Here is a 15044-nt window from a genome sequence, read left to right as displayed (position 1 = left end):
GCGGTGTCCGGTCGGGCAGCAACGGCTCCAGCCGTGCCCACTCCGCGTCGGTCAAGTCGTGGCGATCAAGCACAGAAGAGATCTACCGCAGCCGACCCGCATGATCCACGGGACACGCTCTAGGCCGTCGACCCCGCGGCGGGCTCGGCCACGGGGCCGATGGCGGGGTCGGGGACCGGCGTGCCGTCGGCGTCGAGGCGCAGCGTCAGCCCGAACATCGGGAACAGGACCTCGGTGTCGAGGTAGGAGTTGCAGCCGGTGATCCTGCCGCCGGAGATCTCCAGCACCTGGATGGCCCAGGCGGCGTAGCCCCCGTCGGGGTCGGGCCGGTACTGCCCGAACGCCGGCAGGCCGTTGGCCTGCAGCGGGACGAGCCGCGAGCCCGCACAACCGGCGCCGCAGCCGATCCACCACTGCTGGATCTGCTCCGGCCCACGCAGCCACAGGTCGAACGGCGGCATGGACAGCGTGGCGTCCTCGTGCAGCAGCGCGACGAGCGCGGCCACGTCGTACCGCTCGAAGGCCTCGGCGTAGCGGGCCACGAGCTCACGGTGCTCGTCGTCGATCGCGTCGACCGGCTCGGTGGGCTCGAGCTGGTGCTCGGCGAGCGTGGCCCTGGCCCGCTGCAGCGCGCTGTTGACCGAGGCGACGGAGGTGTCGAGCAGCTCGGCGACCTCCGAGGCCTTCCACTGCAGCACCTCGCGCAGGATCAGCACGGCCCGCTGGCGCGCCGGGAGGTGCTGCAGGGCCGCGACGAACGCGAGCCGCACGGACTCCCGGGAGACGGCCAGGTCGGCCGGGTCGGCGACCGCGGGCAGGACGCGGGCGTCGGGGATCGGGGTGAGCCAGGTGGCCTCCGGCAGCGGCGGGCCGAGCGGCCCCTCGGCCGTGCCCGCCGGGCCGAAGTCCATCGGGCGGGCCCGGCGCTGCCTGCCGTCGAGCATCGTGAGACAGACGTTGGTGGCGATGCGGTAGAGCCAGGACCGCACCGACGAGCGGCCTTCGAACTGGTCGAACGCCCGCCAGGCGCGCACCATCGTGTCCTGGACGGCGTCCTCGGCGTCGGCGGCCGAGCCGAGCATGCGGTAGCAGTACGCGGTGAGCTCGACCCGGTACTGCTCCCACGTGCTGGGTGGCGCGGCGACGGTGGTGGCGACGTCGGTCATGGCTGGTTCCCCCCGGATGGGACGGCGCGCAGGGTGCTTCCTGCGCGTTCGGGGGCGAGCGTAGAACCCGGGGCCGACAATTCCACCCCCTCGCGACCCCGGAAGGGGCGGCGAACGGGGGAGCGGGGGACGCGGACGGTGATCGTCGGCGCGTCAGGCGGGCCGGGACCGGACGAACCGGTCGCGGCCGGCGAGGGCGCCGACGATCGCCTGCGGCACGAGCAGCGCGAGCAGGAGCGCCAGCGGCCAGGTCCAGGTGCCGGTGACGTCGTGCAGCGCCCCGACGGTGAACGGCCCCGCAGCCGCCACGACGTACCCGATGCTCTGGGCCATGCCCGACAGCGCCGCGGCGTGCGGGGCGTCCGGGGCACGCAGGGCCATCAGGGTCAGGGCGAGCCCGAGCGCGGCGCCCTGCCCGATGCCCAGCGCCGTCATGGCCGCCACCTCCGCGCCGGGCAGTGCGAGCACGCCGAGCAGGCCGAGGCCCGCGAGGGTCGTCTGCCCGACGGCCAGCAGCCGCTGCCTGCGGAACCGCGTGGCCAGCATCGGCGCGCTCATCGCCCCCACGATGCCGACGAGGCTCGCAAGCGACAGCAGCCAGCCCGCGGCCGCCGGCGTGAAGCCACGGTCGACGAACACGGCGGGCAGCCAGGCCGCCGCGGCGTAGAACCCGAGCGACTGCAGTCCCATGAATGCGGTGACCTGCCACGCGACGGGGTCCCGGGACAGGCCGGTGACGCGCGCGCCGCCCGTTCCGGTGCGCCGGTCCACCCGCCGCAGCTGGGGCACCCAGAACGCCACCGCGACCAGCGCGAACAGACCCCACACGCCGAGCCCACCGCGCCAGTCGACGCCCGCCGCCCGGGCCAGCGGCACCGTGACGCCGGCCGACAGTGCGCCACCCGCGGAGATCGCCATCGTGTACAGCCCGGTCATCACGCCGGTCCGGTGGGCGAAGTCGCGCTTGATCAGGCTCGGCAGCAGGACGTTGCCGATCGCGATGGCCGATCCGACGAGCACGGTGCCGGCGAACAGCGTGGACACCGGGCCGATGCCGCGCACCGCGAACCCGACGCAGAGCAGCAGCAGCGCACCGAGCAGGGCGCGTTCGATGCCGAACCGGCGGGCCAGCCGCGGCGCGGCCGGGGCCAGCAGCCCGAAGCAGAGCACCGGAAGGGCCGTCAACACGCCCGCCGCAGTGCCTGAGAGTCCCTCGCTCGCCTGGATCTCGGCCAGCATCGGCGCGACGCCGACCACCGCGGGCCGCAGGTTCGCCGCGACCAGCACGATCGCGACCCCGACCCACCAGACGGACGACCGCGTCGCCCGCGTGGTGGTCGCGTCCGCCGTCACCGCGGTCATCGGACCGCCTCGGCGATGGTGCGGGCGGCGTCTAGGTAGCTGTCGGCGGCGGCCCGCGCGGCAACGGGATCGCCCGCCGCGATCGCCGCGGCGAGCTCCTCGTGGCCGGGGAAGCCACCGGGGTCGTCGTCGGCCTCGTCGAGCGCGGTGACGGTGCGCTGCATGGCCTCGGTGAGGCCGGCGTAGAGGTCGATCAGCACCGGGTTGCCGGTCGCGGCGATCACGGCCTGGTGGAACGCCAGGTCGGCGGCGACGAAGGCGGCGCGGTCGCCCCCCGTGCAGGCGGCGCGGCGGGCGCGCACGGCCTCGTCGATCGCGGCGACGTCGGCGTCGGTGCGCTGGGTGGCGGCCGCAGCCGCGGCGTCGCGCTCGAGGCTGGCGCGGACGGCGAGCACGTCGAGCACCGACGACCGGCGGGCCCGACGCAGCAGCGCGGCCCCCAGGTCGCTCGTGGCACGCACGTACGTGCCGTCGCCGCGCCGCGGCTCGAGGAGCCCGGCGTGTTCCAGGGCGCGGACGGCCTCGCGCACGGTGTTGCGGCCGACACCCAGGGCGGCGACGAGCTCCGGCTCCGGTGGGATCTTCGACCCCACCGGCCACTCGCCGCCGGCGATCAGCTGCTCGAGCTGCGCCATGACCTCGTCGCACACCCGCCCGGTGCGCACCGCCGACAGACCCACGAAAAGAACCTAACATCCCATGTTTGCCTCCCGGATCAGGCGTGACCGACACCTCGCTCGTCCAGATGTCAATCGAGCATTGACGCGACGGATCATCAATCGATCGATGACAGCGGTAGCGGGGCAGCGGAGGTGGCAGCCACCGGGTGCGAACGGGCCGGGAGCCCGGCGATCAAGGCGCAAACGTCGCTGGTGGATCGATCCGAAGCGACGTCAGCGCCTTGATCAACGAGTTGCGCGCGGGCCACCGGGGCTGCGGGAAATTTGCTGCGGCACCGGGGCGGGCCGCTCAGCGGCGGGCGGGTGCGCGGCCGAGAGCCACCACCACCAGCGCGCCGACCGCGAGCGCGCCGGCCCAGGCCAGCACCGCCGGGGCGCCGAACCCGTCGACGACCCGGCCGCCGGCGAGCGCACCGAGTGCGATCGCCGCGTTGAACACCCCGGCGAAGAGCGACGACGCCATCTCGCGGGCGTCCGGAGCCGCTGCCATCAGCCAGGTCTGCACACCCACCGACACCCCGCCGTACGCGAGCCCCCACACGACGAGCGCGACGGCGGAGCCCGCCGCCGATGTGCCGAGCAGCGCCAGCAGCAGCACCGCGCAGGCGACGAGTCCGCACAGCACCTGCAGGGTGGCGCGCACCGACCGCTGCGCGGCCGCGCCGGCGACGAAGTTGCCCACGACCCCGGCGATCCCATAGACCAGCAGCAGCGTCCCGACCAGCGCCGCGTCGAGTCGGCCCAGCTGCTCGAGGACCGGGCGCACGTAGGTGTAGGCGCCGAAGTGCCCGGTGACCAGCAGTACCACGACCGCGAGCCCCGTGGCCACGCGCGCGTTGCCGAGCAGCCGCGCGATGCCGCCCAGCCCGGCGGCCCGCTCGGCGGGCAGCGGCGGGAGCAGCACCGCCATCGCGACCGCGACGACCGCCGCCAGCCCCGCGATCACGGCGAAGGTCGACCGCCACCCGAGGAGCTCGCCGAGGAACGTCCCGGCCGGGACACCCAGCACCGATGCCACCGCGATCCCGCTGAAGATCAGTGCGGTGCCCCGCCCGACGGACCCCGCCGGCACCAGGCGCACCGCGATCCCTGCTGCGAGCGACCAGATCCCGCCCATCGCGATGCCGACCAGCACCCGGGCCACGACCATCACCGCGAACCCCGGCGCCCACGCGGCCAGCAGGTTCGCGCCGGCGAGCAGGGCCATCAGCCCGCACAGGGCGATGCGCCGGTCCAGCGTGCCGAGTGCGGGCGTGACCAGCGGTGCGGAGATGGCGGCGACCAGCCCGGTGACCATCAAAGTCAGGCCGGCCGTCCCCTCACTGACCTGCAGCGCGTCGCCGATCGGGGTGAGGAGCCCGACGGGCAGCATCTCCGACGTGACGACGGTGAAGATCCCGGTCGACACGGCGGCGACCGCCCACCACCCGCTGCTCGCCGGGGCACCGACCGGCGCCGGGCGAACCTTGTCATGCACTTCTGCCATGCCCCGAGCCCACCGCCACGGGGGCGGCGGAACAACGGCGAAGCGCTCACGCTTCCATGAGGGGGGCTTCTCGATCGACGGCGGGGGCGGGAGCGCGTGGGCGGACTGGAGATCCGGGAGCTGGAGTGCTTCCTCGTGCTCGCCGACGAACTGCACTTCGGCCGCACGGGGGAGCGGCTGTTCGTGTCACAGAGCCGCGTCAGCCAGCTCGTCCGGTCCCTGGAGCGCCGCGTGGGCGCCCGCCTGGTGGAACGCACGAGCCGGCGCGTCCGGCTCACCCCGCTGGGCGAGGAGTTCCGGGCGGCGCTGCGCCCGGCGTACGACGCGCTCCGCGCCACCGTCGACGACGTCCGCACCGCGGCACGCACGGTCGCGGGCCGGCTGCGCATCGGTTTCCAGGGCACGGCCGACGACCGGCTCATGGCGGCCGTCACCGACCGGCACCCGGACTGACGCACCGAGATCACGGAGATCCCGCTGTCCGACCCGTTCGGGCCGGTGCAGCGCGGGGAGGTCGACGCCGCGGTCGTGCTGCTCCCGGTGCAGGAGGACGACCTCGTCCTCGGCCCGGTGTTCTCCCGGCAACCGCAGTGCCTCGCGATCTCGGTCCGGCACCCGTTCGCCCACCGCGACTCGGTCTCCGCCGAGGAGCTCGCCGAGGTCCCGCTGATCGCGCCCGGGGAGCCCGCCGCGGAGTACTGGCGCCGGGCCCACGCTCCGACCGAGACCCCGGACGGCCGTCCCGCGCGGCCCGGCCGCCGGCACGCTGCAGGAGGGGGTGTGGCGCATCGCGGCCAACCAGGGGGCGATGTTGCTGTGCCGCCCGACCGCGGAGTACCACCGGCGCATCGACGTCGTCGACATCCCGGTCACCGGCCTTCCGGAGACGGCACTCGGCCTCGTGTGGCACCGCGACCACGAGAACGCCCGGATCCGCGCCTTCGCCGACGCCGTGCGCCAGGTGGTGCCATAGCCGCGCATCCCGGCCCGGAGACGACCGCGCGATCTCTTGTGTCAACGAACGAATGACGTGACGGATCGCCAATCAATCGACGACAACGACCAGCAGAGACCAGGGGAGCGGGAGCCGGATCGGGGACGGGAGCGCGGGCGGGAGGAGCCGGCCGGAGCGCTCAGAAGTCGCTCCGAACGACCACCCGCCGCGTGGACGGATGGCTCACCGCGCGGAACCCGGCCTCGGAAACGCCCGCCGGCTGCCCACGCGAGCCAGATGCTTGAGCAGGCCGACGAGGGCCGATGCGGAGGCGCGGCGATGCGCGTCTGCACGCCGGCGGAGCCCAGGGGCCGGGGCCGGCATCTTCGTTGTCAACCAACGATTGACGCATACATGTCGTCGATCCATCGATGAGAAGAGCGACCAACGACGGGGAAGCGGCGGCCGGACCGTTTGCCGGCCCGGCCGCCGGGCCGGGTGCTAGGCGCTGCGGCCGGAGTGCGGCACGGTTGTGCGTTCTCCGGCCGGCCGCGGACGCCCGGCCCGGAAGACAAGGGCCGGCGTGCACGGTGAGGCCGGACCGTCGGGTCAGGGCCGGAAGGGTCGACGGCCCGACCTACGCGGGGTGCCGACGGAGGGGGGAGGGAAGGGCTGCCGCCGATAACTGTCATAACGTCGATTATCGGATCACACCTGGGACGAGTCGGAACAGATGAGCGAACTCGTCCCAGGTGTCCGCGAGGGCCTCGGTCAGGTGCCGACGTAGGCCGCGAGGTGCTCGCCGGTGAGGGTGGAGCGGGCGGCGACGAGGTCGGCGGGTGTGCCCTCGAAGACGAGCCGGCCGCCGTCGTGGCCGGCGCCGGGTCCGAGGTCGATGATCCAGTCGGCGTGCGCCATGACCGCCTGGTGGTGCTCGATGACGATGACCGACTTGCCGGAGTCGACGAGCCGGTCGAGCAGGCCGAGCAGTTGCTCGACGTCGGCGAGGTGCAGGCCGGTGGTGGGCTCGTCGAGGACGTAGACGCCGCCCTTCTCGGCCATGTGGGTGGCCAGCTTGAGCCGCTGCCGCTCGCCGCCGGACAGCGTGGTGAGCGGCTGGCCGATGGTGAGGTAGCCGAGCCCGACGTCGGCGAGCCGCTCGAGGATCTTGTGCGCGGCCGGGGTGCGCGCCTCGCCGGTGCCGAAGAACTCCTCGGCCTCGGCCACCGACATCGCGAGCACCTCGCTGATGTCGCGGCCGCCGAGGTGATACTCCAGCACCGCCGCGTCGAACCGCTTGCCCTCGCACAGCTCGCAGGTGGTGGCGACGCCGGCCATCATCCCCAGGTCCGTGTAGATGACGCCGGCGCCGTTGCAGGTGGGGCAGGCGCCCTCGGAGTTGGCGCTGAACAGCGCCGGCTTCACGCCGTTGGCCTTCGCGAACGCCTTGCGGATCGGGTCGAGCAGGCCGGTGTGCGTGGCCGGGTTGCTCCGCCGCGAGCCGCGGATCGCACCCTGGTCGATCGCCACCACCCCGTCCCGGTCGGCCACCGAGCCGTGGATCAGCGAGCTCTTGCCCGACCCGGCCACGCCGGTCACCACGACCAGCACGCCGAGCGGGATGTCGACGTCGACTCCCCTGAGGTTGTGGGTGTCGGCGCCGCGCACCTCCAGTGCGCCTGATGGCGTCCGCACCGACGGCTTCACCGACGCGCGGTCGTCGAGGTGGCGCCCGGTGAGCGTGCCACTGGCCCGTAGTCCCTCGACGGTGCCCTCGAACACCACCTCGCCGCCCTTGGTGCCGGCATGCGGACCGAGGTCGACGACGTGGTCGGCGATCGCGATCGCCTCCGGCTTGTGTTCCACGACCAGCACGGTGTTGCCCTTGTCCCGCAGCTGCAGCAGGAGGTTGTTCATCCGCTGGATGTCGTGGGGGTGCAGCCCGATCGTCGGCTCGTCGAAGACGTAGGTGACGTCGGTGAGCGACGACCCGAGGTGGCGGATCATCTTGGTGCGCTGCGCCTCGCCACCCGACAGCGTGCCCGACGGCCGGTCGAGCGAGAGGTAGCCCAGCCCGATCTCCACGAACGAGTCGAGGGTGTGCCGCAGCGTGCCGAGCAGCGGCACCACCGACGGCTCGTCGAGACCACGCACCCACGCGGCGAGGTCGCTGATCTGCATCGCGCAGGCGTCGGCGATGCTGATGCCCTCGATCTTCGACGACCGGGCCGCCTCGGTGAGGCGGGTGCCCTCGCACTCGGGGCAGGTGCTGAAGGTGGCCGCCCGCTCCACGAAGGCGCGGATGTGCGGCTGCAGCGCGTCGACGTCCTTCGACAGGTAGGACTTCTGGATCTGCGGGACCAGCCCGGTGTACGTCAGGTTGATGCCCTCGACCTTGATCTTGGTCGGCTCCCGGTAGAGCAGGTCGTGCAGTTCCTTCTTGGTGAACTTCGCGATCGGCTTGTCCGGGTCGAAGTACCCGCACCCGCGGTAGATGCGGCCGTACCAGCCATCCATGCTGTAACCGGGGATCGTGACCGCTCCCGCGTTGAGCGACTTGCTCGCGTCGTACAGTTGGGTGAGATCGATGTCGTTGACCGAGCCCCAGCCCTCGCAGCGCGGACACATGCCGCCGGTGATGCTGAAGTCGCGACGCTCCTTCACCTTCTGACCGCCGCGCTCCAGGGTGACCGCACCCGCGCCACTGATCGAGGCGACGTTGAAGGAGAACGCCTGGGGCGAGCCGATGTGCGGCTGCCCGAGCCGGCTGAACAGGATCCGCAGCATCGCGTTGGCGTCGGTCACGGTGCCGACCGTGGAGCGGGAGTTGGCACCCATCCGCTCCTGGTCGACGATGATCGCGGTCGTCAGGCCGTCGAGGACGTCGACGTCGGGCCGGCCCAGTGTCGGCATGAAGCCCTGCACGAACGCGCTGTAGGTCTCGTTGATCAGCCGCTGCGACTCCGCGGCGATCGTGGCGAACACCAGCGAGCTCTTGCCCGAGCCGGAGACGCCGGTGAACACCGTCAGCCGGCGCTTCGGCAGCTCGACGCTGACGTTCTTGAGGTTGTTCTCGCGTGCGCCGTGCACGCGGATCAGATCGTGGCTGTCGGCAGCGTGCAGCGCAGGCGACTGCGTGTCCGTCCTCGTGGCCATGCTCATTCTGTCTCCATCTGTGGGGCGGGGCCGCCGTCGCGGTCCCCGTCGGCGTCGCCTGGCTCGATCAGACCAGCCTCGAGCAGTATTTCTGTCACTTCGGCCCGTGGAGCCTCTGGGCCCCCGGCCGCCCGCCTCAGACTGGTGTGGCCTCCCAGGCGAACCCGTCCGGGTCGGTGAAGGGCCCGGCATCGCTGCCAAAGACGATCCGGTGCGATCCGGTGCGATCCGGTGCCGTCCGGGGAGACGCCGGCCTGCTTGGCGAGGGCACGTCGCCCGTCGTTCTGGGGCTACGGCGGCGTCGTACGAGCCCCGGACCGGGCGGTCTGGACGTGTCGTCGGAGTCGCGGCCGGCACGCCGCGGCCGTGACGAGGATGTGCGGATGGATCGAGCCGGGTTGATGTCGCTGATCGCCGGACGGCTCAGCGCAGCTCGTTGATGCGGATCAGATTGCCCGCGGGATCGCGGAAGGCGCAGTCGCGAACGCCGTACGGCTGCTCGGTCGGCTCCTGGACGACCTCGGTGTCGCCGGCCTACAGCCGCTCGAAGACGACGTCGAGGTCCTTGGTGGCCAGGGGGAGGGCGCCGTAGGTGCCCTTGGCCATCATCTCGGCGATCGTGCGGCGCTCGTCGTCGGTGATGCCGGGGTCGGCGGCCGGCGGGTGCAGCACGACGGACGTGCCGGGCTGGTTGGCGGGGCCGACCGTGATCCAGCGCATCCCGTTGTATCCGACGTCGTTGCGGACCTCGAAGCCGAGGGTGTCGCGATAGAAGGCCAGGGCGGCGTCCGGGTCGGTGTGCGGGAGGAAGGCGTAATGGATGGTGATGTCCATGTCGATCACGCTAGGTGCGGCTCCGTGACCCGCGCTTCTCGATTCCTGACCGGTCTGGTCACCTGTTTCGTGATGCACGGCGGCATTTCCGCCGTCGCCTGCGCCGCACGGCGCCGATAGGTGCTGGGCGGCATGCCGACCAACTCGGTGAAGCGGGTGCTGAAGGTGCCCAGCGACGAGCAGCCGACCGCGAAACAGACCTCGGTGACGCTGAGGTCGCCACGGCGCAGCAGCGCCATCGCGCGCTCGATGCGCCGCGTCATCAGGTAGCTGTACGGCGATTCGCCGTAGGCGCGCCGGAACTCGCGGCTGAGGTGTCCGGCCGACATGTGCACGCCGCGGGCGAGCGCCTCGACGTCCAGCGGCTGCGCGTACTCCCGGTCGATCCGGTCGCGGACGCGGCGCAGCCGCGCGAGGTCGTGCAGGTGCTGCGCCGCAGCGGGTCTGCTGGTCACCTGCGAGATCGTGCCACGTCGAGCCGGAGTTGCACCCGGGTGCCGGCCCCGGAGCCGACTCCGTCTTCCGAAGCTCGTCCGCGCCCCCGCCACCCCGTGGGCTCGCCTAGCCTGCGAACGGGCCTCCCCTGGCCCCACACCGACTCCGGAGGAACGCTTTGGGCGCGCCGATCGTCACCGACGAGGATCACGTTCGCTGGATCACCATCAACCGTCCCGAGATCGCCAATGCGCTGCGCATCGAGGATCTCGGCCTGATCGCCGACGCCGTCCGCGGCATCGACGACGACGTCCGCGCCGTCGTCCTCACGGGGGCCGGCGACCGTGCCTTCTCGGCCGGGATGCACCTCGACACGTTCCGGTCCGCCACGCCGGTCACCGCGCGCCGGCTGATCGGCCGGGTCGGCGACTTCCTGCGGGCGGTGCGCCGCGCCCCGGTCCCGACGGTCGCGGTGCTCAACGGGGTGTGTCTGGGCGCCGCGTTCGAGCTGGCGCTGGCGTGCGACATCCGGATCGCGCAGCCGGGCGTCCGGGTGGGCCTTCCCGAGGTGAAGCTCGGGATCCCCTCGGTGGCCGATGCCGCCCTGCTGCCGGCGTTCGTCGGGCTGTCCCGGGCGCGCGAGATGATCCTGACCGGCGACCTGTACGACCTCGAGGCCCTCGGCCCGGGTTTCGCCAACCGGGTCGTCGAACCGGACGGGCTGCGGGCCGAGACCGCTGCGATGCTGGCGAAGCTCACGCTGCCGACCCGGCAGGTGATCGCCGCGCAGAAGTCGCTGTTCGAGACCTGGCTCGACACCGGCATCAGCACCAGCGTCAGCACGAGCGTCGACGTGTTCGGCGACCTGTTCGCCGATCCCGCGACCGTCGAGGCGGTCGAGTCCTACGCCGCCGCCACGAGGCGGGCGCGATGAACTTCGCCGATCGCGATCCGGCGCTGCGCCCGATGCTCGACCGGGTCCTGGCAGTCGACGACCGGCGGCGGATCGAGCCGCTGTTGGACGAGATGGGCGAGGTCGCAGCGGGCGAGCTCGACGAGCTCGCGCGTGTCGCCGACCGCAATCCCCCGCAGTTGGTGCAGTACTCGGCCACCGGGGAACGCATCGACGAGGTGCGGTTCCACCCCGCCTACGACCGGATGAAGGAAATCGCGTTCGGCCGGTTCGGGCTGGCGGCGATGTCGCACCGCCCCGGGGTGCACGGGTGGCCCACGGTGACCCCGCACGTGGTCAAGTACGCACTGTCGTACCTGTTCGTGCAGGCCGAGTTCGGACTGGCGTGCCCGCTGTCGATGACCGACTCGGCCGCGCGGGTCCTGCGTCTGTTCGACGGCGAGCGGTTCGCCTCCGAGATCGCGGCGCTGTCGGCCACCGACGCCGACCGGCTCGCCACCGGCGCGATGTTCATGACCGAGATCGACGGCGGCTCCGACGTCGGCCGTACCGCCACCGAGGCGACCGACCACGGCACGCACTGGACGCTGCGCGGCCGCAAGTGGTTCGCCTCGAACGTGTCGGCGGACCTGGTCCTGACCCTGGCGAGGGTGCCGGGCCAGGGCGACGGGACGCGCGGGCTCGGGATGTTCCTGGTGCCGCGGGTCCGGCCGGACGGCTCCCGCAACGGGGTGCGGATCGACCGGCTCAAGGACAAGCTCGGGACGCGGTCGATGGCCAGCGGGGAGGTCACGCTGGAGGACGCCTACGCGCAGCCGGTCGGCGACCTCGGCCGGGGGTTCCGGCAGATGGCCGAGATGGTCAACGTCTCGCGCCTGTCGAACGCGATGCGCTCGGCCGCGCTGATGCGCCGTGCCGTGCGGGAGGCGGTGGACCACACGCGGACCCGGGTCGTGTTCGGCAGGCCGCTGTTCGAGCAGCCGTTGATGCGGGCCACGCTGCTGCCCCTGCTGCTGGACGCCGAGGCCGCGCTCGGGTTCGTCCTGGAGTGCGCGGCGCGGCTCGACGAGGCCGACGCCGGCGACGAGGGTGCGCGCGCGCTCGTCCGGGTCCTCACGCCGCTGGCCAAGTACACGGTCTGCAAGCAGGCCCGGCAGGTCACCGGTGAAGCGATGGAGGTCCGCGGCGGGAACGGCTACATCGAGGACTGGGTCGACCCGCGGCTCCTGCGCGACGCGCATCTGGGGTCGATCTGGGAGGGCTCGTCGAACGTGATCGCCCTCGACGTGCTGCGGTGCATGCGCCGGGAGGCGGCGCACCGGCGGCTGGCCGAGGTCTACCGCGGCCGGGTCGAGGCCCTGGCGCACCCGGACATCCGCGATGCGAGCGTGCTGCTCGTCGAGCGGTGGGCCGCACTGGACGCCGCAGGTGAGCGGCTGCTGGACGATCCGCGGGAGTGGCAGGAGATCGGCATCGGGCGTTACGCCGGGGAGCTCGCGCGAACGCTGATGGCCACGATCCTCCTGGAGCATGCCGAGCACCAGCTCGACCACGGCGGTGGCCACCGCGGCCTCCTGGTGGCCCACACCGCTCTGCAGCGGCTGCTCGACCCCGCCGCGGCGCCGGCGGCAGCGCTGGAGAATCTCGACGCGCTCGCCGACGGCGGACCGGTGCCGGCCGGTTCCGCAGCCGCCGCACTCGAGGAGGTCGCCGTCAAGGCAGCGCTGCGCCGCCCCTGAGCCCGTCGCCGCCGACGGCCGCCGGCGTCACTGCCCGCGTCACTGCCCGCGGCCGGTGCGTTCCTGCAGCTCGTCGATGAGCTTGGACGCGTCGGCCTTGGACAGGTCGTCCGGCGGCGGGTCCTCGCCGGCCTGCTGCGCGAGCGTGTGCAGGTAGGACTTCTGCGGGCCCGTCATCGGCTCCTCGCCGGTCGTCCACTGGTCCGGGTCCTTCGCCGCAGGACCGGCCGGGTCGGGCTCGTCGGTGCGTCGGTCGTCGGTCATGCGTCGAACGTATCTTCGACCTCCCCCGCGCGCAGCTCGAGGCAGTCGCACCACCCGCCTCGTTCCTGTCATAACGTGGCGGGCGGGGCGCACGCCACCCCGGGTCGCCTCGGTGGCGTGCGGTCGATCAGCCCGCCGTCGGGGGCTGGTCCACCAGCTGCGCGAGGAACAGCGGCTCGCCGAGCCGGTCCAGGAGCTCGAGGTTGGTCTCGATGTAGTCGATGTGGTGCTCCTCGTCGGCGAGGATCTCCTCGAACAGGTTCGCCGAGGTGTGGTCGCCCTTCTCCCCGCACATGGCGATCCCGGGGCGGAGCCGCTCGACCACGCCCACCTCGATGGCGAGGTCGGCCTCGAACTGCTCCCGGATGGTCTGCCCGATGCGCAGCGTGCCGAGCCGCTGGTAGTTCGGCAGCCCCTCGAGGAACAGGATGCGGTCGGTCAGCCGCTCGGCGTGGCGCATCTCCTCGATCGACTCGTTGCGCGTGTAGGTGGCCAGCTTGGTCAGACCCCAGTTCTGCTGCATCTTCGCGTGCAGGAAGTACTGGTTGATCGCGGTCAGCTCGCTGGTCAGCTGGTCGTTCAGCAGTGCGATGATCTCGGCGTCGCCGCGCATGGTTCGCTCCTCGCTCCGTCGGCTCCTCGGAACGGAAACGGTAGCGACGGGCGTTGCAGCCGATCGACGCAGGATCGCCTTTCTGCAGGTCAGGACATCCTCAGGAGAGCCCAGCCTCAAGGACGGTGCAGCGTCGGAGGCGGTGCGGGGTCAGGCCGTGGCCGGCAGCCCGGCGAGCTCGGACGGCGCGTGCGCGGCCGCGAGGAAGACGTCGATGTGGTCGTGGCAGGAGCCGCACCCGGTGCCGGCCCCGCAGGCGTCGCCGACTTCCTCGACCGTGCGGGCCCCGCGGGCGATGCAGGACCGGATCTCGGTGTCGGGCACCGCTGCGCAGATGCAGACGTACACCAGGCACTCCTCTTCTCAGGTAAGGCTAGGCTGACATCCAGTGGTTCATGATCGCAAGCCCCGCAGCCGGATCCGAGGCGCCTAATCTGGCTTCGTGCCGCTCGAGGAGTACCGCCGCAAGCGCGACGCGCGGCGCACCCCGGAGCCCGTCCCCGAGGCCGACCCGGTGCCCGGCCGCGACGACCGGTTCGTCATCCAGGAGCACCACGCGCGGCGGCTGCACTGGGACGTGCGACTCGAGAGGGACGGCGTGCTCGCCTCGTGGGCGGTGCCGAAGGGGCTGCCGACCGATCCGGAGACCGTGCGGCTGGCCGTGCGCACCGAGGACCATCCGATCGAGTACCTGGAGTTCTCCGGGGAGATCCCGGCGGGCGAGTACGGCGGTGGCGCCATGACGATCTGGGACGCCGGCACCTACGAGACCGAGAAGTGGAACGCCCGCGAGGTGATCGTCCGGCTGCGAGGTGAGCGCGCCGTCGGACGGTTCGTGTTCATCCGGACCGACCGCGGCCGGGGCCGCGACACGGGCGGCAAGGACAACTGGTTGCTGCGGCGGTCGGATCCCGTGCCGGACCGCGCGCCGCTCCCCCACGACACCCTGCCGATGCTGCCGACCCCGGGTCCGCTGCCGGAGGGGGACGACTGGTGGTTGCAGGTCGGGTTCGGCGGGCGCCGCGTGATCGTGCGGGTGGAGGGCGGCCGGGCCCGGGTGACCGACGCCGACGGCGAGCAGCCGGCCGTGCCGCGGCTGCGGGAGCTGGGGCCGTCGCTGGGGGCCACGGCCGTGCTGCTGGACGGTGAGCTGGTGGGTCCCCCGGACCGGGCCGACCTCTGGATCGGGGATCTGCTGCACCTCGACGGCCACGACGCCTGCGCGCTGCCGTTCCGGGAGCGGCGGGCGCTGCTGGAGGGGCTGCCGCTGGACGGGCCGCACTGGAAGCTCGCCCCGGTGTTCCCCGGCGGCGGTCCCGAGGTGGTCGCCGCCGCGGAGCAGCAGGGGCTCCCGCACGTCGTCGCGAAGCGCGCGGACTCGGCGTACGTGCCGGGGCGCCGCAGCGCGGACTGGGTGGAGGTGGCCAGCCGGGATAGGAGAACAGCACCGCGCCGCCCTTGA

At 72.7% G+C, this 15044-nt stretch carries 14 protein-coding genes and 3 pseudogenes; 6 read left to right on the top strand and 11 right to left on the bottom strand.

What is annotated here, in order from left to right:
- Nucleotides 1–119: 119 nt before the first annotated feature.
- The 4 genes from KME75_RS32945 to KME75_RS32930 form a co-directional block, all read right to left on the bottom strand.
- On the bottom strand, nt 120–1166 hold the full coding sequence (locus tag KME75_RS32945; protein ID WP_219418854.1) for a sigma-70 family RNA polymerase sigma factor: 1047 nt from the start codon (nt 1164–1166) through the stop codon (nt 120–122).
- Nucleotides 1167–1319: 153 nt separating this feature from the next.
- Complete coding sequence (locus tag KME75_RS32940) at nt 1320–2528, bottom strand: CynX/NimT family MFS transporter (protein WP_219418853.1); 1209 nt, start codon at nt 2526–2528, stop codon at nt 1320–1322.
- Nucleotides 2525–3208, bottom strand: a complete 684-nt coding sequence (locus KME75_RS32935; RefSeq protein WP_219418852.1) for a FadR/GntR family transcriptional regulator — start codon at nt 3206–3208, stop codon at nt 2525–2527. Before KME75_RS32935 ends, KME75_RS32940 begins: the two co-directional genes overlap by 4 nt.
- 289 nt (nt 3209–3497) lie before the next feature.
- Nucleotides 3498–4694, bottom strand: coding sequence for an MFS transporter (locus tag KME75_RS32930; protein WP_219418851.1), 1197 nt, complete (start codon nt 4692–4694; stop codon nt 3498–3500).
- 96 nt (nt 4695–4790) lie between these two features.
- On the opposite strand from KME75_RS32930, the gene KME75_RS44085 reads away from it, so the two are divergent.
- The 3 genes and pseudogenes from KME75_RS44085 to KME75_RS46275 all read left to right on the top strand — a co-directional run bounded on the left by KME75_RS44085 (nt 4791) and on the right by KME75_RS46275 (nt 5667).
- Complete coding sequence (locus KME75_RS44085; RefSeq protein ID WP_308283298.1) at nt 4791–5147, top strand: LysR family transcriptional regulator; 357 nt, start codon at nt 4791–4793, stop codon at nt 5145–5147.
- 45 nt (nt 5148–5192) lie between these two features.
- Nucleotides 5193–5348, top strand: a pseudogene (locus tag KME75_RS46280) (LysR substrate-binding domain-containing protein); the annotation flags it as partial.
- 124 nt (nt 5349–5472) lie between these two features.
- Nucleotides 5473–5667 carry a type 2 periplasmic-binding domain-containing protein gene (locus KME75_RS46275; RefSeq protein ID WP_308283299.1) on the top strand — a complete coding sequence of 65 codons (195 nt, stop codon included), beginning with the start codon at nt 5473–5475 and terminating at the stop codon, nt 5665–5667.
- A gap of 732 nt (nt 5668–6399) precedes the next feature.
- On the opposite strand, the gene KME75_RS32920 is transcribed toward KME75_RS46275, so the two are convergent.
- The 4 genes and pseudogenes from KME75_RS32920 to KME75_RS32910 form a co-directional block, all read right to left on the bottom strand.
- On the bottom strand, nt 6400–8790 hold the full coding sequence (locus tag KME75_RS32920; RefSeq protein ID WP_219418850.1) for an ATP-binding cassette domain-containing protein: 2391 nt from the start codon (nt 8788–8790) through the stop codon (nt 6400–6402).
- Between the two features lie 130 nt (nt 8791–8920).
- Nucleotides 8921–9059 (bottom strand): annotated as a pseudogene (locus tag KME75_RS44075) (glyoxalase); the annotation flags it as partial.
- Between the two features lie 148 nt (nt 9060–9207).
- Nucleotides 9208–9618: pseudogene (locus tag KME75_RS32915) on the bottom strand (VOC family protein).
- 5 nt (nt 9619–9623) lie between these two features.
- On the bottom strand, nt 9624–10073 hold the full coding sequence (locus KME75_RS32910) for a helix-turn-helix transcriptional regulator (protein WP_219418849.1): 450 nt from the start codon (nt 10071–10073) through the stop codon (nt 9624–9626).
- Between the two features lie 158 nt (nt 10074–10231).
- Here KME75_RS32910 and KME75_RS32905 point away from each other — a divergent pair, with 158 nt between their 5' ends.
- Nucleotides 10232–10987 carry an enoyl-CoA hydratase/isomerase family protein gene (locus KME75_RS32905; protein ID WP_219418848.1) on the top strand — a complete coding sequence of 252 codons (756 nt, stop codon included), beginning with the start codon at nt 10232–10234 and terminating at the stop codon, nt 10985–10987.
- Nucleotides 10984–12705 carry an acyl-CoA dehydrogenase family protein gene (locus KME75_RS32900; protein ID WP_219418847.1) on the top strand — a complete coding sequence of 574 codons (1722 nt, stop codon included), beginning with the start codon at nt 10984–10986 and terminating at the stop codon, nt 12703–12705. Before KME75_RS32905 ends, KME75_RS32900 begins: the two co-directional genes overlap by 4 nt.
- A 39-nt stretch (nt 12706–12744) precedes the next feature.
- Here the strand turns inward: KME75_RS32900 and KME75_RS32895 are convergent, their stop codons facing one another.
- The 3 genes from KME75_RS32895 to KME75_RS32885 all read right to left on the bottom strand — a co-directional run bounded on the left by KME75_RS32895 (nt 12745) and on the right by KME75_RS32885 (nt 13930).
- Nucleotides 12745–12969: a DUF3072 domain-containing protein gene (locus tag KME75_RS32895; RefSeq protein WP_219418846.1), complete on the bottom strand. Its 225-nt coding sequence runs from the start codon at nt 12967–12969 to the stop codon at nt 12745–12747.
- Nucleotides 12970–13096: 127 nt separating this feature from the next.
- The gene (gene bfr / locus KME75_RS32890) at nt 13097–13582 is read right to left on the bottom strand and encodes a bacterioferritin (RefSeq protein WP_219418845.1); all 486 of its coding nucleotides are present in this window, start codon (nt 13580–13582) and stop codon (nt 13097–13099) included.
- A gap of 150 nt (nt 13583–13732) precedes the next feature.
- Nucleotides 13733–13930, bottom strand: coding sequence for a (2Fe-2S)-binding protein (locus KME75_RS32885; RefSeq protein WP_219418844.1), 198 nt, complete (start codon nt 13928–13930; stop codon nt 13733–13735).
- A gap of 94 nt (nt 13931–14024) precedes the next feature.
- Here KME75_RS32885 and KME75_RS32880 point away from each other — a divergent pair, with 94 nt between their 5' ends.
- Nucleotides 14025–15044 carry a DNA polymerase ligase N-terminal domain-containing protein gene (locus KME75_RS32880; protein WP_219418843.1) on the top strand — a complete coding sequence of 340 codons (1020 nt, stop codon included), beginning with the start codon at nt 14025–14027 and terminating at the stop codon, nt 15042–15044.

The organism is Pseudonocardia nigra, from assembly GCF_019396355.1.
GTDB lineage: Bacteria > Actinomycetota > Actinomycetes > Mycobacteriales > Pseudonocardiaceae > Pseudonocardia > Pseudonocardia nigra.
This window is presented reverse-complemented; position numbering and strand designations above follow the sequence as displayed.